Raw genomic sequence first — 21,355 nt, 5'->3', positions numbered from 1 at the left:
CCCGCCTGCGCCACACCCGCGCGTCCGGCCAGGTCGCCGCGCCGAACAGGCCTAGGCTGTCCCGCCCTCAGCTCGCCTTCGCCTGGGGCCCATAGACCGGGAGGCGGTCCGTGGCCAGGGTGAGCGACAGCGGCTCCGGGAGCGGGATGTCCTCGCCGTACTTGCCAGGGAGGACGTCCTCGTAGCGACCGTCCGCAGGGCGGGTGCGCAGCGCCCAAGTGCCGTGGCGGGGGTCGATGACGAGGAGGGCCCTGACGCCTGCGACGGCGTACCAGTCGTTCTTCTGGGAGATGTCCCGGGCCTTCTCTGACTGGGAGATGACTTCGACAGCCAGCTCGACGTCCTCCGGATCGATCAGCCAGTCGTCGGACTCCAGGAACTCCGCGGGGCACACGGTGAGGTCCGGCGTCACGTAGTCGTCCGGATCACCCGGCATCTCGATGGACGCCAGCTCGGCGGCCACGAGACTGTCCGGCAGATGCGGCCGGATCGCTTCCTCGAGCCGGTAGACCACACCCGCGTGCTTCCCACGGGGAGTCGGGGACATCATGAGGCTTCCTCCCACAATCTGCACGCGCAGACCTGTTGCTTCTTCGATCTGCTCGGCGACTTCACGCAGCTGTCCCGGGTACGCGCGCAGGGGGCGCAGTTCGGACATGATGTGCGGCCCCCTTCTCGCCGGTTCGGGCTTCTCGGCTGCGCGAGTGGGGTCAGGGGGAGGTCCTGTGTCCCGCTCGGCGGCACCTCCACCGTACTGCCACGTGTATGTGTGGGCCTCGGACATCCCGGTCCCCTTCCGTCGAATCGGCAGGCTCGTCACCCATTCAGTCACGTTAAGTCATGGGCCTGACACTGGCAGTTTCCTCACCGCCCCCGAGGCCGCCCGCGAGGCGGCAGTCGTACCGGACGACTGGAACCCGGCGCAGCCCGCCGTCCCCGCCGACTCCCTTCGGACTGAGCCGAGTTGATAGCCTCGCGGCGCACGCCTTTGACCGAGGCCTGACAGACAGACGGGGAGCACGCGTGGTGAGCGAGAACCGGTTAGAGCCCGAGCACGAGCCCCGGCCCGAAGGTGACGGGCCTCAGCCCGGGACGGCCTCGATCCCCTACGACGTGCCCACCTCGGCGCGGGCCTACGGCTGGATGCTGGGCGGCAAGGACAACTACGAGGTCGACCGGGACTTCCTCCTGTCCACCCTGCCGTCCTTCCCCGAATGCGTGGACATCGCGCGGCAGAACCGTCAGTTCCTGTACCGGGCGGTGCGCCACCTGACGCAGGAGGCGGGGATACGCCAGTTCATCGACATGGGCTGCGGGCTCCCCACCGACGACAACGTCCACCAGGTCGCCCGGCGCTTCGCACCGGATGCCCGGGTCGTCTACGTCGACATCGACCCGATCGTGCTGGCGCACGGCCAGGCGCTGCTGGCCGACGACGACTCCACCACGGTGATCACGGGCGACATGCGCGACCAGGACGCGGTCCTGAACCACCCCGACATCAAGCGCCTGATCGACTTCGACGAGCCGGTGGCGGTGCTCTTCCTGTCCGTCGTCCACCACCTGAAGGACGCGGACGACCCCCGCCGCATCCTGCGGACGGTCATCGACCACGCGGCACCCGGCAGCCATGTGGCCCTGTCGCAGGTCGTCTGCGACGACCCGGCCCGGGGCGCCGAGATGAGCGCGCACATCACGGCCAGCGGCATCCCCTGGCAGACCCGGACCCCGGCCGAGTTCGACGCTCTCCTGGACGGGCTGAAGCCGGTGGAGCCCGGCCTGGTCAACCTGCCCGACTGGCGCCCCGACCCCGGCCAGCCGCCCCTCGCCTCCGTACATCCGGCACTGGCGCCCTACCTGGGTGCCACCGAGCGCAACAAGGGCCTGTACGAGTACGGCGGCGTCCTCGCCAAGCCGTAGCCGTTCAGGGCTTGCACTCCACCCAGAGCAGCTTCCCGCCACCCTCCCCCAGGGGCCCGCCCGCGCCGAGCGGGTACGCGCCCCAGTTGTCGGCCAGCATCTGGACGAGGTGAAGCCCGCGCCCGCGCTCCTGGTCGTCGGGCGGGCGCGGGGCGGCGCCGCCTTTGAAGGGCGGCGGGATGTCGGGGTTGCTGTCCCAGACACCGACCCGGAGCCGGTCGTGCTCCATCACGCGCAGGCGGAGGGTGTACGGCCCGTCGGAGTGCAGGTGCGCGTTGGTGAGCAGCTCGCTCGCGAGGAGCTCGGCCATTGCGGACAGCTCGGCCATGTCGTGCGCGGCCAGCACGGTCCGCAGTGCGTGACGGGCGACGCCGGGGGCGCGGGGGTCGTGGGGGAGCTGGAGGGTGTAGGCCCAGGGCGGGGATACGGTTGCCATCGGAAGTCTCCTTCGCGGCACTGTTGTTGGGCGCCTGGTGGCTCTGCCGCTGTGTCGAGCGGTGCACTTCCAAGCGGTTGTCCTGGGAATGACCGTAGGGCGTTCCATGGAATACATTCCAGGGCTTCCATGGAATTGCACCCAGGTACGCTCATGTGGGTGACGCACACCAGGGAGACAGGGAGCGGTCGATGACGCCCAGCACCACCCCGACGGCACGTCGTCAACGACTTGGCACCGAACTCCGCAGGCTCCGCGAGCGCGCGGGCCTCACCGCAACGCAGGCATCCAAGCTCCTCGGCGGCAACCAGGCACGGATCAGCAACATCGAGGCGGGCCGCTACGGCGTCAGCGCCGACCGCGTGCGCACTCTGGCCTGCCACTACGACTGCCCCGACCAGGACCTGGTCGACGCACTGGCCGCCATGACCGGCGAGCGCAGGCGCGGCTGGTGGGAGGAGTACCGCGAGACCCTCTCCAGCGGGCTGCTGGACCTGGCCGAACTCGAACACCACGGCACGGCGTTGCGCACCGCGCACACGTCAGGCCTGCCTGGCCTCCTCCAGACCACCGACCACGCTCGGGCCGTCTTCCGGCAGGTGGTACCGGAACTGGCCCCTCCCGAGATCGAGCACCGGATGTCGTTCCGCATCAAGCGGCAGGCGGTCCTGTACCAGGACGCCCCGACCCCGTACCGGGCCGTCGTCCACGAGGCCGCGCTGCGCATGCGGTTCGGCGGCCGGGACGTCGCCCGAGCCCAGCTTCACCACCTGCTGGCCATGGGCGAGCGGGAGCACATCACCATCCTCGTGATCCCGTTCGACGCTGACGGGTACCCCGGCTCGGGCCAGCCCATCTACTACGTACACGGGCCCGTGCCCCAGCTCGACACCGTGCAGCTGGACCAGTCCCATGGCATCGCCCTGCTGGACGCCGAGGCCCAGCTCGACAAGTACCGCCGGATCCTTGACCGCCTGGAGCACCTGGCTCTCACCCCTGCGGCGTCCAGCGACTTCATCCACACCATCGCCAAACACCTGTAAGGAGTCCCGTTGCTCCCCGACAACTGGCAGAAGTCGTCGTACTGCGGCGAAGGCGAATCCTGCATACACGTCGCCCGCGCAGCCGATCGCACGGTCAAGCTCACCGAAAGCGCCGACCCCTCACGCGGCATCGTCACCCTCGCCCCCGACGCGTTCGCGGAGCTGCTCCGCACGATCAGGGCCGGGGGCGGCGGTGACGTGGCGTACGGCCCCGGAGACGTCGTCCGGCTCCAAGGAGGCGACGCCGACGTCGTCACGACCACCCGCGAGAAGTGGGACGCCTTCGTCCTGGGCGTACGGGCCGGCGAGTTCGACCACCTGGTCGCGGAAGGCTAGGGCTTGCGGCCCACGCCGCAGTACATCGCGACCTCCTCCGGCTCCCCGACGACGCGCGCGTCCGGGCGCCAGCGGTTGCAGGAGACAACCCCCGGCTCCAGCAGTTCCAGGCCGTCGAAGTAGCGCGCGACGCGCTCGGGCGTGCGCTGGGTGAGCCGGGGCGTGCCGTGCTCGTTCCAGAACGCGACCGCCGCGTCCACGTCCGGCATCGCGGGGCTGGTGATGGTGTGGGACAGGACGAGGTGGCTGCCGGACGGAAGGGCGTCCATGAGGCGGCGTACGAGCCCGGACGACTCCTCGTCACCCTCGATGAAGATGACCACGCCCAGCAGCATGAGCCCCACCGGCCGGCTGAGGTCGAGCGTCTTCTCGGCCTGCCCCAGGATCGCGTCCACATCGCGGAGGTCGGCGTCGAGGTAGTCCGTCCTGCCTTCGGGCGTACTGGTCAGCAGCGCGCGGGCGTGCGCGAGGACGAGCGGGTCGTTGTCCACGTACACGATCCGCGACTCGGGCGCGACGCGCTGGGCCACCTCGTGGGTGTTGTCCGCGCTCGGCAGCCCCGTACCGATGTCGAGGAACTGCCGGATGCCCGCCTCGGCGGCGAGATACCGCACCGCGCGCCCCAGGAAACGCCGGTCGGCGATGGCGTACTCCCCTATACCGGGGTGAAGGTTCCGGATCTGGTCACCCGCCTCCCGGTCCACCTCGTAGTTGTCCTTGCCGCCGGTCCAGTAGTTCCAGATACGGGCGGTGTGCGGGCGGGAGGTGTCGATACGGCTGTCCGGGCCGGGCGTGGTCGCATGTGTCATGCGGCCAAGCTAGTTCGAACCGGGCGGGCGAGGGGTGGAGTTGGCCCGTTCGGCGTATGCACTCCAGGGGGCTCGCCGCATGGATCACCCACAGAGGTGGCATAACGACAGTCATTGCTCGGGGTCACGCACCGTGATACACAGAGTGACCATACGCTTCTTCGCGCAGGACCAGCCCGCCACCGCCGCAGGTCATGGTGGCCGGGTCGGTCAGCTGTGCGAGAGTCGGGTAAAGAGACCGGGCAAGTCGGCGCACGAGACCGATTTCATCAGCGAAGATAGAGGGTGACCCGTGCCGTGGGGCAGGGGCGTCGAACTACCCGACAGGGGCGGTGAGTTACATGATCCTGGCAGCCGAGAAGGGTGACATCACAACCATCATCGGTGGAATCGCCCCGAACTGGGGGCCTTTCGGGGGCCTGGGTAACGAGGCTCGCGTGATGATCGAGGTCGTGATGGCGGTAGCCATCCTGCTCTGCCTGGGCATCGCGATCTGGGGCGCGGCGAAGCAGCGCATCGGCGCGACGGCGCTGCGCGACACGTTCAGCGCGGAACAGGGCAAGGGCCTGATCGTCGCCGGGCTGACCGGAGTCTTCATCATCGGGTCATTGGGGACCCTTTTCACGATTGTGTACGGAATGGCTGTCTGACGTCCCGTCGCACCACCCGACTACTCCACCCGCCCCCGAGCCCATCCGCCCGTCGTGCCCACCGGCAGAGGTTGCGTCCCCCTGATGTCGAGTCACCACACCGCGCCCGCGCGGGAACCAGCACGGCTGCTACTACCGTCCTATTACGGATATGGCGCGGCACCGCACACGGCTGAGGGGGCGTGCACGGCATGAGCTTCGGCGACGAGAACGACGACTTCGGCGGGGGCGGAGGCATGGGCGGTACGGGCCAGACCCGTACCCGGCTCCCGGACGGCGGCGGCAGCGGCGACGTCTACGGGGGCGCCCGGCGGCCCGTACGCAGCTCGCGCTCCCTCATCACCGTGGTGGGCGTGGTGGTGCTGCTGATCGCGGCGATCGCGTTCGCCAATCGGGGGGGCGGCGAGGAGGAGTCCGGCGGCGGCAGCACCGCGAAGGGCCCGCAGTCGGAGCCGACGGCGGCGACGGGGGTGCGGCCGGTGGCGGGGAAGAACGGGCAGATTCCGGCGGGGTTCGCGCGGGATGAGCAGGGGGCGCAGAGTGCGGCGGCGAACTACGCGGTGGCGCTCGGTTCTGACGGCATGTTCAACGAACAGTCCCGTCACGACATCGTGGACTCCATCGCCGATTCCAGCACCAGGAGCGAGCTCCAGTCCGGATTCGACGCCGACTACTCGCCGGCTTTCCTGGCCCAGATCGGCCTCAAGGCGGACGGCAGCGCTCCTGCCGGGGCGACGTTCGTAAACCGCACGCTCCCGGCGGGCGCGAAGGTCAACAACTTCACCAGCAACGCGGCCGAGGTAGACGTGTGGTGCGTCGGCCTGTTCGGGCTGACCGGCGAGCAGTCCACCAAGCCGGTGACGAGCGGCTGGTTCACAGTGACCGTGAAGCTGAAGTGGAACGGCTCCGACTGGAAGGTCCTGGAGACGAGCCAGAAGACCGGCCCGACTCCCGTGACCGGAGACAACCCCGTTTCGGGGTCCGACGAGATTGCTGGCGCGGTCGAGGAATTCGGAGGGTTCACGTATGCCCGCTAGTGCCCCCCGCCGCCCCTTCTCGATCCTGGCGGCTCTGGCAGCCGTCCAGGCCGCGCTGATCCTGTTCGCCACCCGGGCCATCGCGGCACCGACTCCAAGCCCCACCCCGACACCCGGCCAGAGCAGCGACCCTTGCGAGCTGATCGCCGGCCCCGCCCGCGACTACTGCGAAACCGGCGAAGCCGGCACCGGCCCCGCCCGCCGTGCCCCCTCCATCGACGACCCCACCACCGCCCTCGACCCCCTCGCCTCCCTGGCCAAGGGCTGCGCCGACGCCGCCGTGTGGGTCGTCGACTACCTCTCCAAGACCCTGAACTCCACCGCCACCGTGGACTTCACCAACGCCACCTTCCGCACCCAGTACGCCATCGTCTTCGCCGCCGCCACCTTCCTCACCCTCCTCCTCTGGCTGCTGGCCGTCGCCAAGCGCGCCATCCGGGGCGTCCCGCTCATGACGGCCATGTCCGAGGCGATCGGGTTCCTCTGGCTGACGGTCCTGGCCTCGGCCTTCACGCCGCTCATCCTCTACACGGTCGTCTCCGCGACCGACGCGATCACCGAGGTCATCGCGTCCGGCACGGGCAGCCAGACGGACGCCTTCTTCGGGACCTTCAAACAGGCGCTCCAGAAGGGCGACGACATCGGCGGCGGGCCGATCATGCTGATCATCGTGTCCCTCGTGACCGTGCTCGCCGCGGGCATCCTGTTCCTGGAACTGTTCATCCGGGCGATCCTGCTCTACGTCGGCGCGCTACTCGGAGTCGTCGTGTACGCGGGCCTCGTCGACAAGAACCTGTGGGGGCACGTACGCCGCTGGGCCGGGATCATGATCGCGGTGATCCTGGTCAAGCCGGTCATCGTGATCGTGGTCGGCCTCGCCGGGGCGCTCGCCACCGATGACGGGCCGGACGCCATGTCCGCCGTCGTCACAGGCCTCGCCATCATCCTCCTGGCGATCTTCGCGTCCGCGATGATCTACCGTTTTGTCCCGGGCTTCGGCGACGAGATCATCGCCTCCCGGAACAACCGCGTCCAGGGCGGCGCGGAGAACAAGGCCGCCGCGGTCATCAGCTCCCCCGCCAGCCTGGTCTCGCAGGGGATCAAGACCCACTCCACCCGCAGCGACCAGCAGGGCGGAGGCGGCGGCGGTGCCCCCCGCCCCGCGAACGCGGTCACCAGCGGGGTCGCCGCCCACAGCTCACGCGGCAGCATCGGCGGCGGCGGAGGCGGCATCGGAACCGGGGGCGGGGTCGGCGGCGGAACTGTCCCCTCCGCCGCACCTCCGCCTCGTAGCAGCACCAGCCCCACCGCGGGCACCCCGCACAGCAGCCGCACCAACCGCGGCACCGGAACCACAGGGAACACAGGAGGGGGAGGGCGTTGACGACGCAGTCCCAGCCCATCGCGCCCCGCCGCACGTATCTGATCGGCCGGGCCCGGCCGAACGCGATCGTCGGCAAGAACCGCGAGACCGGCGAGATCGCCCTGATCATCGCCGGCGCGTTCCTCGGCATGATGAGCGGATTGCTGGTCCCCCTCCTGCCGCTGCGGATCGCGCTGCTCACGGGCTTCCCGATGCTCGCGCTGGCCGCCGTGTACGTCCCGTACAAACAGCGCACCTTCTACCGCTGGTTCGAGATCAACCGTTCCTACAAGCGGAGCCTGCGCCGAGGCACCACCTACCGCTCCGCCGCCATGGAGTCCGGCACCCGCATCGACGGCCGCGAGGTCGAGATCGGCCCGCCGCCGGGCATCGGCCGGATCAACTGGCTCGCCGCGCCCTTCGGTCCGGACGAGATCGCCGTCCTCCTGCACGCCGACCGCCGTACCGTCACCGCCGCGATCGAGATCGAGGGACCGGGCGTCGGCCTGCGCGACAGCGAGGACCAGGAAGCCCTGGTGGACCGTTTCGGCACCCTGCTGAAGCACGTGGCCAACGGCGACGGCTTCGTGACCCGCCTTCAGATGCTGGCCCGCACCCTGCCCGCCGACCCCGACGCGCACGCCAAGGACGTCGCCCAGCGCGGCGACGCGAACTCCCCCACCTGGCTCCAGCAGTCGTACGAGCAGCTCCAGTCGATGGTGTCGACCTCCAGCGAGCAGCACCGCGCGTACCTCGTCGCCTGCATGCACTACAGCCGCGAACTGGCCGCCGAGGCCCACGCCATGGCCCGCGCCGCCCGCCAGGCCTCCGGCGCGAAGAGGCTCGACAAGGACGCGGGCCTCGCCGTCGTCATGGCCCGCGAGCTCACCGACATCTGCGCCCGCCTCGCCGAGGCCGACATCCGCGTACGCCAGCCCCTCGGCCAGGGCCGGCTCGCCTCCCTCGTGCACTCGATGTACGACCCGGACCACCCCATCGACCACATCCAGGCGATGACGAAGCGCAACGCGTGGCCCGCCGAGCTGGACGCGATGGAGCCGACGTACCTCCAGGCCAAGACCCGCGAGTCGTCCACCCGCGCCCCCTGGTGCCACTCCACCGCCTGGGTGAAGGAGTGGCCGATGACCCCGGTCGGCGTCAACTTCCTCGCCCCGCTGCTCGTCCACACCCCGGACGTGATCCGTACGGTCGCGGTCACGATGGACCTCGAACCCACCGAGGTCGCCATCGAGCGGATGCTGACCGAGAAGACCAACGACGAGGCCGAGGCGAGCCGCGCCGCCAAGATGAACCGCACCGTGGACCCCCGCGACATCGCCGCGCACGGCAGGCTCGACCAGCGGGGTGAAGATCTCGCCAGTGGCGCGGCAGGCGTCAACCTTGTCGGGTACATCACTGTGTCGTCGCGTACGCCCGAGGCCCTGGCCAGGGACAAGCGCACGATCAGGGCCTCGGCCGGCAAGTCGTATCTGAAGCTGGAGTGGTGCGACCGCGAACACCACCGGGCCTTTGTGAACACACTGCCGTTCGCGACCGGCATCCGCCGATAGCGCCGCGCGCCGATAGGGGCCCTGAATCCGATGCGAGATCCGCTCTCCGTCCTCACCGAGTCGTTCACGTCCTTCCTCTTCGGGAAGGTCGAGACGACGCGGCTGCCCGTGCGTACGTCCACGGGCCAGGCCCAGGCCGTCTATCTGCCGACCGCCGCGCCAGGACTCGGCGACTCGGGCGTGATCATCGGGCGCGAGGTCTACAGCGGCAAGGGCTACATCTACGACCCCTTCCAGCTCTACGGCCAGCAGCTCCCCGCCCCGCACTGGCTGGTGCTCGGCGAGTCCGGCAACGGCAAGTCCGCGCTGGAGAAGACGTACGTCCTGCGCCAGCTGCGCTTCCGCGACCGGCAGGTCGTCGTGCTCGACGCGCAGGGCGAGGACGGCGTCGGCGAGTGGAACCTCATCGCCCAGGAGCTGGGAATAACTCCCATCCGGCTCGACCCGATGGCCGCCCTGGACGGCGGCATCCGGCTCAACCCCCTCGACCCGTCCATCACCACCACCGGCCAGCTGGCGCTGCTGCGCACCATCATCGAGGTCGCGATGGGGCACGGCCTCGACGAGCGGGCCGGCTTCGCCCTCAAGGTCGCGCACGCCTACGTCACCGAGACGATCACCGACCGCCAGCCCGTCCTGACCGACATCGTCGAGCAACTGCGCCATCCCGAGGCCGAGTCGGCGGAGGCGATGAACGTCGACATAGACGACGTACGGGCCTGGGGCCTGGACGTCGCGCTCGTACTGGACCGGCTGGTCGACGGTGACCTGCGCGGCATGTTCGACGGGCCGACGACCGTCGGCATCGACCTCGACGCGCCGCTGATCGTCTTCGACCTCTCCCACATCGACCGCAACTCGATCGCGATGCCGATCCTGATGGCGATCGTGGGCGTGTGGCTGGAGCACACCTGGATCCGCCCCGACCGGAAGAAGCGCATCTTCCTCGTCGAGGAGGCCTGGCACATCATCAACAGCCCCTTCGTCGCCCAGCTCTTCCAGCGGCTGCTCAAGTTCGGCCGACGGCTCGGTCTGTCCTTCGTGGCCGTCGTCCACCACCTCTCCGACGTGGTGGACGGGGCGGCGGCCCGGGAGGCCGCGGCGATCCTCAAGATGGCCTCGACCCGGACGATCTACGCCCAGAAGGCCGACGAGGCACGGGCCACCGGGCGGGTGCTCGGGCTGCCCCGGTGGGCGGTCGAGATCATCCCGACCCTCACGCCCGGTATCGCGGTGTGGGACGTCAACGGCAACGTCCAGGTGGTCAAGCACCTGGTGACCGAGGCGGAACGACCACTGGTCTACACGGACCGGGCGATGACGGAGTCCTCGCCGGCCGACGGGCTGTCCGACGATCTGCCGGAGGACGTACGAGCGGCGGAGTGGGAGGCGGAACAGCGCGCGGCCCTCATCGAGCAGCAGCAACAGCGCCATCACCAACGCGACTCGTCCGAGTCGACGGTGGCGTAGGCGGGGGCGCAGGCGATGGCGACGGCTCGCGACGACCGCCCCCGCGAGGCACGCGGCGGCGTCCCGGACGGCCTGCTGGTGGCCCTGCTGGCCCTGCTGCTCGGCCTGACCGTGCTGGTCTGGTCGGCGACGGGCCTGGCGGGGCTCCTCGCGCACGGGGCGTGGCCGGACGGGGTGACCTTCGGGAACACGCCGGTGGCCGTGCGCGGCCTGGTGGCGCAGCCGCAGGACCTGCCGGGCGCCTGGCCGGGGACCCCGGCGGGGCAGCTCTCCGGGTACGGCCTGTTCTGGGGGCTGCTCATCGGTGAGCTGATGGTGCTGGTGGTCCTCGCGGTCTTCGTCGTGGGGACGCTGGCGCGGTGGCGTGCGGTACGGGCCCGGCGACGGGCCGCGGGCCGGGCCCCGCGCGAGTACGTCCCGGCCGCGCCCGCCCACGCGGAACGCATGGAGCCCCACCCGGCCCCGGTCCCCGCCACCACGATCGTGCAGGAGAGCACCCCTCCCCAGGCGGAGCCCACGGTCCCCGCCCCCCGCGAACCCCGCACCCCCTCCCCGGCCCCCCACATCCTCTACGGCGACCCGCCCACCCGCCGCCCCTCCACCCTCCAGGCCATCCAGGACGCCGACGGCCCCGCCCTCGTCGTCACCTCCGACCCCACCGTCTGGGCGGACACCAAGGACGCCCGCGCCAAACTCGGCCCCGTCCTCGTCTACGACCCCGGCCACCTCTGCGACACCCCCGCCCGCGTCCACTGGTCCCCCACCACCGGTTGCGAGGACCCGGTCGCCGCCGCCGCCCGCGCCGTCGCGCTCCTCGCGCCCGTACGTCCCCACGCCCGCATCGACGCGGCCGTCGCCGACACCGCCGAGACGCTGCTGCGCTGCTGGCTGCACGCCGCCGCCGTGGACGGCCGCCCGTTCAAGCAGGTCCACCGGTGGGCCCAGGGCAGCGGCGCCCATGAGCCCGTACGTATCCTCCGTACCCACCCCAAGGCCGCCTCCGGGTTCGCCGGGCTCCTCGAATCCGCGCTCACCGCGCATCCCGAACGGCGCGAGACCGCCCAGGAACTGACGGCCCGTGCCCTCGCCTGCCTGGCCTCGATCCACATCCGCGAGGCCTGCACGCCCAACCGAGCCGATTCGCTCGCCCTGGAATCATTCGTGGCCGAGGCGGGCACGCTTTATGTGGTGGGTGAAGCAATCGAGGATCCGCGCAGCCGCCCCGGCGCGATGCCGCTGCTCACCGCCCTCGCCTCAAGCGTGGTCGAGCACGGCCGCCGCATGGCCGCACGGTCATCCGACGGTCGGCTCGACCCACCACTCACCCTCGTCCTCGACGACATCGCCGCCGTGGCCCCGCTCCCCCAGCTCCCGGAGCTGCTGGCAGGCGGCCAGGACCAGGGCCTGCCCACGCTCGTCCTGCTCCGCTCCCGCGAACAGGCCCGGTCCCGCTGGCCGGAGCAGACCTTCAGCTCCTGAGCGCCGGCGCCGGTTGTCACCATCTGCTGAGCACCGGCGCCGGTTGTCGTCATCGCCTTCGTGACGGCCCTGGCGCCGTGCCACGGCCACCGTCGGAGGGTCAACGTCGCGGGGTCACCTCACGGAGCGAGCCGGTAGGCGTTCGTGATCGTCTCGCGCACGGTGTTGCCGCCCTTGTCCTTCAGGTCCACCCGGAAGGACACGGCCTTGGCGGTCGCCGGGTGCTTCACGCTCACCGAGCGCGCCCCCTTCGCGTCGGTCGTCACGGTGAGCGGCTGCCAGGTCCGGCCGCCGTCGTAGGAGACGTTCACGGTCAGGGCGGCGACCTGTCCGGCCGCGGCGGCCGCGCCGCTCAGCTTCAGCGGCACCGTGAGCGTGCTGCCCGCCGGAGCCGTCCCGTGCAGGCTCAGCTTCGGCGCGAGCCGCACCGTCGACAGGGGCAGCCTGGCCGTGCCGTCCGACGCCGGCCGGGCCGAGGTGAACGTCCACACCCCTGCCACCTTCGTGCTGGTGGAGGTGTCCTCGGCGGAGCGGCTCGCCGCGACCGTCAGGCGGTACACGGCCGATGCGGCGGGAACTTCGGTGCTCAGCCAGTCCGTGGCCGAGCCCTCGCCGAGGATCCGCCCACCGGATTCCAGCCGGGCGAAGCCGCTGGTGACGACCGAGGACCCCGGGTTGCCGCTGCCGTCGTTGAACAGCGGGATCCTGGCACTGATGTGGTCGCCGGTCCGCTCGGCGCCCTGCTGTTCCGGGCTCCCCGCCGCGAGATCGGGGCCGACCACACCGGTGTTGAACCTCAGCGTGTGGCTGGAGCCCGGCCGGTAGGCCACCCACTCCTTCGTGTACTGCATGCGCTCCTCGCCGCCGGCGTTGAGCTGCGTGGCCGACCAGGACCATCGCACGCCGGTCGTGCTGAGGTAGTGCGTGGTGGCCTGCGGAAGCTTCTGCTCCAGCGGTTCCTGGGTGCCGACGGTCATCCCGCGCTCGTCCATCGGCGTGATGAGGACCTGGCCCTTCGCCCCGGTGACGGAGGCGCCGAAGCCGAGCTTCACCTCGGCGACATCGGCCCGGGTGACGGTGCGGGTCAGGCCGGTGAAGAAGCTCCCCTTGCGGTGGAAGGCGAGCCGGTAGTCGACGTTCTTGCCGGCCGCGCCGGGGTTCTTCCACACCCCGATGAACTGGGCCCGCATCGTGTCGGACGCCGGGCCGAGGGCGGCGGTGCGCATCGGCGGCACGCCGTTGCTGGACCAGGTGTTGGACGCGCCCGTGGCCTCGTCGTCGTACCCGACGGTGGAGGTGACGAGCTTCGCGGCCGGATCCGGGACCTTCACGGCGAACGGCTTCGCCTTGCGGGAGTCGAGGGTGACCGCGACGTTCCCGGTCACCCGCAGAACCGGCTGGACGAAGAAGCCCAGCTCGTTGTCCTTGGCGAAGACCATGCTCTCCAGTTGGTACGTGCCCTTGGGCAGCCGCTGGACCACCGTGCCGTTCGCGCGGTAAGGGAGCTCGATGCGCGCGCCGTGACCGCCGACCGGGGTGACCATCGTCGCGTAGGTGGGCGGGTTCGCCCCGTCGGCGTCGATGTGCCGCACCGTGACGTCGTACGACTCCACCTCCCGTTCGACCACGAGACCGGTGCGTACCTCCTGGCCGCCTCCCGATGCCAGCACGGAGCCGCCGAAGACGCCGTCGACGGTGCCCTTGCGGGTGTCGGCGGTGACGGTGGTCTTCGCGGTGCCGCCGGCCGGAACGGTGAGCTGGGCGTCCTTGACGGTGAACATGCCGTCCGGGGCCGGGCGGCCCGCCGGGTCGGTCCCGGAGGCGCTCAGCTTCAGGGTGACGGCCTGGGTGCCGTAGTTGCGGTAGGTGAGGGTCTTGGCGGCCGGCTTGTCGTCGGCGTGCGGCCAGGCGTGCGTGCCGAAGCCGAGGGAGCCCGGCTCGGAGGCGACCGAGGCGGTGGCGGCGCGCGCCAGGTCCACCCGGCCCGCGCCCTGCTGATGGGCGTTCAGCAGCGGGTTGGGCTTGGCCGAACCGGTCAGGAGCGCCTTCAGCCGGGCTCCGCTCCAGTCCGGGTGCTGCTGGAGCACCAGGGCTGCGGCGCCCGCGACGTGCGGGGTGGCCATCGACGTGCCGGAGAGCGGAACGTAGTCCTCACTCGGGGGCAGTTCGTTCTGCGTGGTCAGAGCGGCGGTGATGTCCACGCCGGGGCCGGTGATGTCCGGCTTGGGCGTACCGTCGAGGTTCGGACCGCGGCTGGAGAAGTCGGCGATCTGTTCCTGCTTGTCCACGGCGCCGACGGTGAGTGCCGCGGGGGCGCTGCCGGGCGACCAGAGCGTGCGGGGCCCGGCGCCGGAGTTGCCCGCGGCCACCACGAACAGGGCCTTGTCGGAGAGCCGGGCGATGGCCGCTTCCTTCGGGTCGACCCCCGGGGTGTCGAGGGAGCCCAGACTCAGGTTGACGATCTTCGCGCCCTGGTCGACGGCCCACTGCATGCCGGCGACGATGTTCGAGGTCGATCCCATGTTGTCGTCGTCCAGGACCTTGCCGTCCAGCAGCTTCACGCCGGGCGCCACGCCCGTGTAGCGGCCGTCGGACTTCGCACCGCTCCCGGCGATGACGGAGGCCACGTGCGTGCCGTGCCCGAAGCGGTCCTTGACGTCGGGGGATTCGCTGAAGTTCTTCTGCGCGATCTCGACGCCCCTGAGGTCCGGGTGGGTCTCGTCCACGCCCGAGTCCAGGACCGCCACCGTGACGCCCTTGCCGGTGTAGCCCGACTTCCACATCGCGGGCGCACCGATCTGCGGCACGCTCTCGGCCAGGGAGCCCCGGACCTTCGCGTCCAGCCAGACGTGGGCGACGGGCCGTGCGGGAGCGGCCGTACCGCCTGCCGTACGCGCCTTGGAGCGGCCGGTGACGGCCGCCCACAGCGCCGGCGCACCGGCCTTGGGCGCCTCGAAGGCCTCGCCGCCGACCGCGGGCAGCGCACGGCGCTCCCGGACGACCACGCCCGCGAACGGGTCGTCGGCGGCGGTGGAGGCCCTTGCTTCGGCGCCGTCCTGCCGGTAGCCGACGATCAGCGGCAGCGTGGTGCGGTGAGCGTCGTCGTACCCGTCCCTGACCAGCTGCGCGACGTCGAAGAGCTGCTGGTCGAGCACGCCGTCGGCGACCAGGCGCAGGGCGTCCTGCGGGATCACGTACGCGTGGCCGGCCTGGCGCCGCACCGAGAAGCCGATCCCCTCGCGACTCTTGCCGCGCACGAGCCGGACCACCCGGTCGTCGGAGCCGACGACCACGCGGTCGCCGGTGATCAGCGTGACGGTCGCCGGTGGCTTCGCCTTCGCCGGGGCCTTCGCCCCCTCATGCGCGGCGGAGCCGGCGGCTTGCGCCGCCTGGCCGCCGGCCGATGCCGCTCCCATGGCCAGCGCCCCGGCCACCACGGCGGCCAGTGCCGCCGTTCTCGCGCGTGCTGTTGATCCCACTCGCGTTCCCCCGCCCCCGTGTGCATGCCAACGCGTTCTCCGGTATCACGCACGTCGGGACGCGTCCGGTTCTCGGCGGCACTCACAAATCGGTGGAGGGAGGCAAGGGAGAGACGCACCGAAAGCCTCGAACTGACAAGCGGTCAGCCGACGGCCCCGGTCGGTGTCGGCCCCCCGCGTGTCCACGACACCCGGGCCACCGAACCTCCGTTCACCCCACCCCGCGTGAGCCCCCGCCCTCCCCGGCATCCAGGTGCCCACGCCGCCCCGCCGGGCGCCGGATCTCGTACTCCACCTCGCGCGCCGAGGGATCACCGGGCTTCGGCATCGTCTCCCCGGACGCGGTGAATCCGATCCTCCGGTAGAAGGCGGAGGCCCGTGCGTTGCGCTCGTGCACATACAGCCGTACCCGCTCGATCCACGGCTCCTCCAGCGACCACGACCACTCGACCGCCGCCCGGAAAAGCTCATCGGCCAGCCCGCCGCCGCGCGCCCCGGGCCGTACGAACACCCCCACCACATGCGTCTGGTCGACCCGCGCCGCCGCCCCGAACCGCAGGTCGTCGCCCACCCGCTCGACGAGCACGGTGACCGTCCCGTCCCACCGCCCGTCGGGCCCCTCGGCGATGAACTGCCGGGACCTCACCCCCGCCGCCGCGGCACTCGTACGCTCCTGCCAGTGCTCCGCCGGCCGGACCGCGGCCTGCTCGTACGTATCGAGGAAGGCCAGCGGCGCGGCCGGGTCCTGGAGGGCGGCGAGGCGAACCTCGCGGACCTTCTCCCACTCGTCGGCGCGTACGGGCCGGATGACGTAGTCCATCCGCCGATACTGGCCCGCCCGGCCCACACCCGACAACGGAATTCCGTCGTACCCCGGTACGACCCCCCGCGCCCCGCTCCCGCCCACGGTCGGACGCCCCGCCCCCGCCCGCTCCGTAGCGTCGACGACATGATCAGGGCATACGAACTCACCAAACGGTACGGCGGCCGAACCGGCAGAACCGTCGTCCAGGACCTCTCCTTCACCGTCCGCCCCGGCACGGTCACCGGGTTCCTGGGCCCCAACGGGGCGGGCAAGTCCACCACCATGCGCATGCTCCTCGGCCTCGACGCCCCGACCCGGGGCCGCGCCACCGTCGGCGGCCGCGCCTACGCAGCCCACCGCGCCCCGCTGACCCAGGTCGGCGCGCTGCTGGAGGCCCGTTCCGTCCATCCGGGCCGCACCGCCCACCACCACCTCCGCGCGCTCGCCCACACCCACGGCATCCCGCGCTCCCGCGTCACGGAAGTCCTGGAAACCGTCGGCCTGGCCGACGCCGCCCACCGCCGCACCAAGGGCTTCAGCCTCGGCATGGGCCAGCGCCTCGGCATCGCGGCGGCGCTGATCGGCGACCCGGCCACCCTGATCCTCGACGAACCGGTCAACGGGCTCGACCCGGAGGGCGTCCTGTGGATCCGTACGCTCCTCAAGTCCCTGGCCGCCGAGGGCCGCACCGTCTTCGTCTCGTCCCACCTCATGAGCGAAATGGCGCTCACGGCCGAGCATCTGGTCATCATCGGCCGCGGCCGGCTCCTCGCCGAGACGACGGTCGAGGACTTCGTACGGACCTCGGGCGCGAACGCCGTGAAGGTCGTCTCCCCCGAGGCAGGGACCCTCGCCGAGCTGCTCGCCGCACCGGGCGTCGAGATCACCTCCCGCGCCCCGGGCGAGCTGGAGGTGCGCGGCACGGACGGCGAGCACATCGGCCGCACGGCCGCCGCCCACGCCATCCCGCTGCACGAACTCACCCCGCTGACGGCCTCGCTCGAACAGGCCTTCATGGACCTGACAGGAGCCGCGGCATGATCACCGTGACCCCCATCGCCCCTGAGACGTACCGCATCACCCCCGGCCGCGTCCTGCGCTCCGAATGGCACAAGCTGTGGACGCTGCGCTCGACGTGGATCACCCTGCTGGCCGCGAGCGGGCTGACGCTCGGCATGGGCCTGATGATGGGCGCGACCTACGAGCCCGGCGGCGACGCCGCCGACATGGACGTCGTCGTCATCACCCTGATGGGCACCCAGTTCGCGCAAGTGGCAATCGCCGTCCTCGGCATCCTCACCATCGCGGGCGAACACGCCGGCGGCATGATCCGCGCCTCGATGACCGCCGTACCGCGCCGCACACCGGTGCTGTGGTCCAAGGCCGCCGTCTTCGGCTCGGTCGCCTTCGCCGTCACGTTCCTCACCCACCTCACCACCTTCCTCGCCGCCCAGACCCTCTTCTCCGGCACCGACCAGGCGGCCTCGCTCAACGACCCCGGTGTGCTGCGGGCCCTGGCAGGCAGCGCCGCCGGCCTGACGCTGCTCGGTCTGATCGCCCTCGGCCTCGGCTCACTGGTCCGCTCGGTACCGGGCGCGATCGGCGCCTTCGTCGGCGGGATCATGATCCTCCCGGAGGTGCTGACCATGCTTCCGTACGACATCGTCCGCGACGCCGCCCCGTACTTCCCGGCCAGAGCGGTCGAAGCCCTCACCACCACCCAGCAGGCCGCGGGCGCGGCGTCACCGGGCGGCGCTCTGCTGGCACTGGTACTGACGGCGGCGGTGACGCTGGTGACAGCGGGTGCGCTGACGAAGCGTCGGGACGTATGAGAGGCCTGTGCACGAGGATGTCGACGTGCCCATGACGGAAGAAGCCCCGAGGGACCCGGGCGGACAAGGCTGGTCGGCGGGCGCCGAGCCGCTGACCCGCCGACTGAACCGCCTCACCGAACGGCTCCGCGCCTACGACCGCCGCCGGCCCCTGGTGTGGGACCTGCTCCTGACCGGGTTGTGGCTGGCGGCGGCGGCCGTCGACGCCGCCGGCGGCTGGCGCAACATCGCCTTCAACCAGGACGTGCCGGTGGCGCTGGTCGTCGCGATGTCCCTCGGCTTCTGCGTACCACTGCTGTGGCGGCGCACCCGGCCCCTCACCACCCTGCTGGTCATGCTGCCGTTCGCCCTGGCCAACGCCTGGACCGGCGCCCACCTTCAGGCCTCGCTCCTCCAGCTGGTCGCCATCTTCCACATCGCGCTGCGCCTGCCGCTGCGTACGCTCACCTGGTCGTGCGCCATCGTGGCGGTGCCGGTCGCCGTCGGCGCCACCCGTTACCCGGTGGGCAGTTGGGACCAGCAGTTCGTCCCGGCGATGTACGGCTTCGCCTTCCTCGCCCTCCTCGGTCTCGCCGTCCGTACCCGCAAGGAGTACACGTCCTCGCTGGTGGAACGCGCCCGGCAGCTCGAAGTCGAACGCGACCAGCAGGCCCAGCTGGCGGCGGCCGCCGAACGCACCCGTATCGCCAGGGAAATGCACGACATCATCGGCCACAACCTGTCGGTCATCACCGGCCTCGCGGACGGCGGATCGTACGCCGCCGCCCAGCACCCCGAACGTGCCGCCCAAGCCCTGGAAGCCATCGGCACCACCAGCCGCCAGGCCCTGTCGGAGCTCCGCCGCCTGCTGGGAGTCCTGCGCGAACAGTCCCCCGACGCCGTCGCCTCGCGCGACCCGCAGCCGACGCTCGACAGCCTGGAGGCCCTGATCGACGGGGTCCGCGGCGCGGGCCTTCCCGTACGCCTCACGATCCACGGCAGCCGCCCTGCCCTCTCCCCGTCCCCCGGCCGCCAACTGACGGTCTACCGGGTGGTGCAGGAGGCCCTGACGAACGCGCTCAAGCACGCGGGCACGGACACCGTCACGGCGGATGTGACGCTGACGTACGGCCGGAAGTCCTTGGACGCGCTGATCACCAACACCGGCACGCGCATACATCCGCCCCCGGACGGCCAGGGCATCACGGGAATGCGCGAACGCACGGCCCTGTACGACGGCAGACTCGACGCAGGCCCACTGCCGGCCGGCGGCTGGGCGGTCCGGCTGCGCATCCCCCTGGAGGACACCCCCTCGTGACGACCGTGCTCATAGCGGACGACCAGCCCATGCAGCGTTTCGGGTTCCGCATGCTCCTGGAGAGCCAGGACGACATGACCGTCGTGGCCGAGGCCGCCAACGGCACCGAGGCCGTGCGCCAGGTCGCCGCGCACCACCCGGACGTCGCCCTGATGGACATCCGCATGCCGGGCCTCGACGGCATCGAGGCCACCCGCCGCATCATCGCGGCCGGCGCCCGCACCCGCGTCCTGATGGTGACGACCTTCGACCTCGACGAGTACGCCTACGAAGGCCTGCGCGCCGGCGCGAGCGGCTTCCTGATCAAGGACGCTCTGCCCGAGGAACTCCTCTCCGGAATCCGCGCGGTGGCCGGCGGCGACGCGGTGGTCGCCCCGAGCCTCACCCGCCGCCTCCTGGACGCGTACGCCCAACACCTGCCGTCCGCCCCACCCGCACCGGGCGCCCCCGCGCCGACCGACCCTCGGCTGGCGAACCTGACCGAACGGGAACGGGAGATCCTCACGGTCGTCGGTCAGGGCTGGACGAACACGGAAATCGCCGAGCGCCTCCATCTCGCCGAATCCACGGTGAAGACCCACATCACGCGCATCCTGGCGAAGACGGGCTCCCGCGACCGGATCCAGGCGGTGATCCTGGCGTACGACACCCGGCTGGTCACCCCGTCCTGAACGCGCTCACATCCCGCAGTCCTCGGTCGCGTCCCAACAGGTCTCCTCGGGAAACGGATCCCCACCTGTCGGCGACGAGGACGACGGGGCCGGATCCGGGGGTTCGTACGGAGGCGGGTCCTGCGGGTCCTGCGTGGGCCACTGCGGTGGCGGATCCTCACGCCCGGGCGGTGGAGTCGTCTTCCCCGGAGACTTCGACGACGTGGCCTTCGGCGTCCGCTGCGGTGCGGGGCGGGTGGCCTTCTTCCCGGAACCGGTCGGATCGGTGACGGGGACGGCGGACCCGACGCTGCTCGGGGCGGGGACGGACGGCACCGACGCGGAGGGGGTGGTGCCGCCCTTGCCGGGCGCGCCCGGACCCGTACCCCGGCGTCCCTCATCGGGAGGGGAGGAGACGAACGTGGCGGCTGCGGCAAGCAGGACCGCTACGGCGCTGCTGGTGACGACCACCACGGGCCGCCGCACAAAGCGCAGGACCTTGGCCGCGCGCGGAGCGTCGCCCTGCCCCGGCACGGGTGCCGGCTCGGGCTCGGGTTCGGGCTCGTACGACTGTGCCTCGTCCGGCTCATCTGGCTCATCCAGCTCGACCAGGGCCGGCTCATCCGACTCGACCGGCTCATCCGCGCCGTCACTCTCCTCGACGGCCGACGGCGGAAGCCCTACAGCAAGTCGCTTGCGGGCCCGCATCCACGACTTCACGGTCTCGTCGTCAGCCCCGCACGCGCGCACGAACGCCGAGAGGAGCTCTTCCCTCGGCAACTCATGGCGTCCCAGCGCGCCGGCGAGAGTCGCACGAGGCAGCACATCGCCCGCTGCCTCGGCACGCCGTTCCAACTGGCGATAGCTCAGGTCCGCCCACTGCCGTAACTGTCGCATCACCGCGACGAATTCAGCTGGCGTCTGAGCGTCCTCAGGAGCCGGCCGGCCGTCCTCAGGGCCGTCCGGCTCTCCCTCGGCCGCTTGTCGGCGTTCAGTCATGCCACCCAGCTTAGAAGGTCGCATGCCCCCAGAACGCAAAAATGGCCGTGGCCCCCGGATCGAAATCCAGGGGCCACGGCCCAAAATTTGTTCGGCGGCGTCCTACTCTCCCACAGGGTCCCCCCTGCAGTACCATCGGCGCTGAAAGGCTTAGCTTCCGGGTTCGGAATGTAACCGGG

19 protein-coding genes and 1 rRNA gene are annotated in these 21,355 nt (G+C 71.2%); 13 read left to right on the top strand and 7 right to left on the bottom strand.

What is annotated here, in order from left to right:
* Positions 1–67 precede the first annotated feature (67 nt).
* Complete coding sequence (locus ABT342_RS25885; protein ID WP_351578453.1) at positions 68–658, bottom strand: Uma2 family endonuclease; 591 nt, start codon at positions 656–658, stop codon at positions 68–70.
* 365 nt (positions 659–1,023) lie between these two features.
* Between ABT342_RS25885 and ABT342_RS25880 the strand changes: the two genes are divergently transcribed.
* Complete coding sequence (locus ABT342_RS25880; protein ID WP_351578451.1) at positions 1,024–1,920, top strand: SAM-dependent methyltransferase; 897 nt, start codon at positions 1,024–1,026, stop codon at positions 1,918–1,920.
* 4 nt (positions 1,921–1,924) lie between these two features.
* Here ABT342_RS25880 and ABT342_RS25875 read toward each other — a convergent pair whose 3' ends face one another.
* Complete coding sequence (locus ABT342_RS25875; RefSeq protein WP_351578448.1) at positions 1,925–2,356, bottom strand: ATP-binding protein; 432 nt, start codon at positions 2,354–2,356, stop codon at positions 1,925–1,927.
* Between the two features lie 191 nt (positions 2,357–2,547).
* Here ABT342_RS25875 and ABT342_RS25870 point away from each other — a divergent pair, with 191 nt between their 5' ends.
* Positions 2,548–3,399: a helix-turn-helix domain-containing protein gene (locus ABT342_RS25870; protein ID WP_351578446.1), complete on the top strand. Its 852-nt coding sequence runs from the start codon at positions 2,548–2,550 to the stop codon at positions 3,397–3,399.
* A 9-nt stretch (positions 3,400–3,408) separates the two neighbouring features.
* Positions 3,409–3,735, top strand: a complete 327-nt coding sequence (locus tag ABT342_RS25865) for a DUF397 domain-containing protein (protein ID WP_351578443.1) — start codon at positions 3,409–3,411, stop codon at positions 3,733–3,735.
* Here the strand turns inward: ABT342_RS25865 and ABT342_RS25860 are convergent.
* Positions 3,732–4,544 carry an SAM-dependent methyltransferase gene (locus ABT342_RS25860; protein WP_351578440.1) on the bottom strand — a complete coding sequence of 271 codons (813 nt, stop codon included), beginning with the start codon at positions 4,542–4,544 and terminating at the stop codon, positions 3,732–3,734. The genes ABT342_RS25865 and ABT342_RS25860 overlap by 4 nt on opposite strands.
* A 341-nt stretch (positions 4,545–4,885) precedes the next feature.
* Here ABT342_RS25860 and ABT342_RS25855 point away from each other — a divergent pair, with 341 nt between their 5' ends.
* From ABT342_RS25855 to ABT342_RS25830, 6 genes are all read left to right on the top strand, one after another.
* Positions 4,886–5,194 (top strand): DUF8827 family protein, encoded by a 309-nt coding sequence (locus ABT342_RS25855; protein ID WP_351578436.1) that lies wholly within the window; start codon positions 4,886–4,888, stop codon positions 5,192–5,194.
* Between the two features lie 191 nt (positions 5,195–5,385).
* Positions 5,386–6,231: a hypothetical protein gene (locus ABT342_RS25850; RefSeq protein WP_351578433.1), complete on the top strand. Its 846-nt coding sequence runs from the start codon at positions 5,386–5,388 to the stop codon at positions 6,229–6,231.
* Entirely contained in the window at positions 6,221–7,615 is a 1,395-nt protein-coding gene (locus ABT342_RS25845) for a TrbL/VirB6 family protein (RefSeq protein WP_351578430.1), read from the top strand. Before ABT342_RS25850 ends, ABT342_RS25845 begins: the two co-directional genes overlap by 11 nt.
* Positions 7,612–9,165 (top strand): SCO6880 family protein, encoded by a 1,554-nt coding sequence (locus tag ABT342_RS25840; protein ID WP_351578427.1) that lies wholly within the window; start codon positions 7,612–7,614, stop codon positions 9,163–9,165. The genes ABT342_RS25845 and ABT342_RS25840 overlap by 4 nt, the downstream gene beginning before the upstream one ends.
* 30 nt (positions 9,166–9,195) lie before the next feature.
* Complete coding sequence (locus ABT342_RS25835) at positions 9,196–10,635, top strand: ATP-binding protein (protein ID WP_351578424.1); 1,440 nt, start codon at positions 9,196–9,198, stop codon at positions 10,633–10,635.
* Between the two features lie 15 nt (positions 10,636–10,650).
* A complete protein-coding gene (locus ABT342_RS25830) occupies positions 10,651–12,114 on the top strand; it encodes a P-loop NTPase family protein (RefSeq protein WP_351578421.1) in 1,464 nt (487 codons plus the stop codon).
* Positions 12,115–12,233: 119 nt separating this feature from the next.
* Here ABT342_RS25830 and ABT342_RS25825 read toward each other — a convergent pair whose 3' ends face one another.
* Entirely contained in the window at positions 12,234–15,593 is a 3,360-nt protein-coding gene (locus ABT342_RS25825) for a S8 family peptidase (protein ID WP_351578418.1), read from the bottom strand.
* 211 nt (positions 15,594–15,804) lie between these two features.
* The gene (locus ABT342_RS25820) at positions 15,805–16,413 is read right to left on the bottom strand and encodes a GNAT family N-acetyltransferase (protein WP_351578415.1); all 609 of its coding nucleotides are present in this window, start codon (positions 16,411–16,413) and stop codon (positions 15,805–15,807) included.
* A gap of 129 nt (positions 16,414–16,542) precedes the next feature.
* Between ABT342_RS25820 and ABT342_RS25815 the strand changes: the two genes are divergently transcribed.
* From ABT342_RS25815 to ABT342_RS25800, 4 genes are read left to right on the top strand one after another with little or no spacing between them, the layout of a single operon-like run.
* Positions 16,543–17,439 carry an ABC transporter ATP-binding protein gene (locus tag ABT342_RS25815; protein WP_351578412.1) on the top strand — a complete coding sequence of 299 codons (897 nt, stop codon included), beginning with the start codon at positions 16,543–16,545 and terminating at the stop codon, positions 17,437–17,439.
* Positions 17,436–18,230, top strand: coding sequence for an ABC transporter permease (locus tag ABT342_RS25810; RefSeq protein ID WP_351578409.1), 795 nt, complete (start codon positions 17,436–17,438; stop codon positions 18,228–18,230). Before ABT342_RS25815 ends, ABT342_RS25810 begins: the two co-directional genes overlap by 4 nt.
* Before the next feature lie 31 nt (positions 18,231–18,261).
* Positions 18,262–19,527: a sensor histidine kinase gene (locus ABT342_RS25805; RefSeq protein ID WP_351578406.1), complete on the top strand. Its 1,266-nt coding sequence runs from the start codon at positions 18,262–18,264 to the stop codon at positions 19,525–19,527.
* A complete protein-coding gene (locus ABT342_RS25800) occupies positions 19,524–20,198 on the top strand; it encodes a response regulator (RefSeq protein WP_351578403.1) in 675 nt (224 codons plus the stop codon). Before ABT342_RS25805 ends, ABT342_RS25800 begins: the two co-directional genes overlap by 4 nt.
* A gap of 6 nt (positions 20,199–20,204) precedes the next feature.
* On the opposite strand, the gene ABT342_RS25795 is transcribed toward ABT342_RS25800, so the two are convergent.
* Positions 20,205–21,176, bottom strand: coding sequence for a helix-turn-helix domain-containing protein (locus ABT342_RS25795; RefSeq protein ID WP_351578400.1), 972 nt, complete (start codon positions 21,174–21,176; stop codon positions 20,205–20,207).
* Between the two features lie 89 nt (positions 21,177–21,265).
* Positions 21,266–21,355, bottom strand: a 5S ribosomal RNA gene (rrf, locus tag ABT342_RS25790); the annotation flags it as partial.

The organism is Streptomyces sp. NPDC000410 (genome assembly GCF_040300305.1).
Lineage (GTDB): Bacteria > Actinomycetota > Actinomycetes > Streptomycetales > Streptomycetaceae > Streptomyces.
This window is presented reverse-complemented; position numbering and strand designations above follow the sequence as displayed.